The organism is Streptomyces sp. CHD11 (assembly GCF_018638295.1).
Lineage (GTDB): Bacteria > Actinomycetota > Actinomycetes > Streptomycetales > Streptomycetaceae > Streptomyces.
This window is the reverse complement of the sequence record NZ_JABTTS010000107.1, coordinates 1-393: the sequence shown is the minus strand read 5'-3', so window position 1 is coordinate 393 and position 393 is coordinate 1. Positions and strand designations below refer to the sequence as shown.

Annotated in this window: 1 protein-coding gene; it reads left to right on the top strand. The window is 52.4% G+C overall.

The window, feature by feature from the left end; all coding sequences use genetic code 11:
- Positions 1-202: 202 nt before the first annotated feature.
- On the top strand, positions 203-393 hold a 191-nt coding region (locus HTV45_RS33365), incomplete at its 3' end, for a hypothetical protein (protein WP_215209623.1).

The window sequence follows — 393 nt, the reverse complement described above, 5'->3', positions numbered from 1 at the left end:
CAAAGACTGGACCGGAACTCAAACGGATACGCGCTTGAAGGCTGAAGCCGTGCGGTCTCACTTGACCCGCTTGGAGGCAGATGTGGAACAGGTGGCCATATGCTGTGCCTCTGCTGTCCCTCTTTGCATGCGGCCTTCCCGTAAGAATACGCCGACCTCGATTATTCATTGACATGTATCGGTTCCACTGCGCGGAGTATCTGTGCTCAATCCTTTCAAGCTCCCTGATCGATCAAGAGCCGATGGTCGACCACTCTGCCCTTGGGAGACTCCTGAACATGCCGATCTTTACGTAGCTGTCGACCATAGCCAGGGCGAATTTCTTAAATACCAGAACGAACTTCAGGTGGACAGTGATTTCACGAAGAGCGGAAAATTAGTTCTCATCACGGG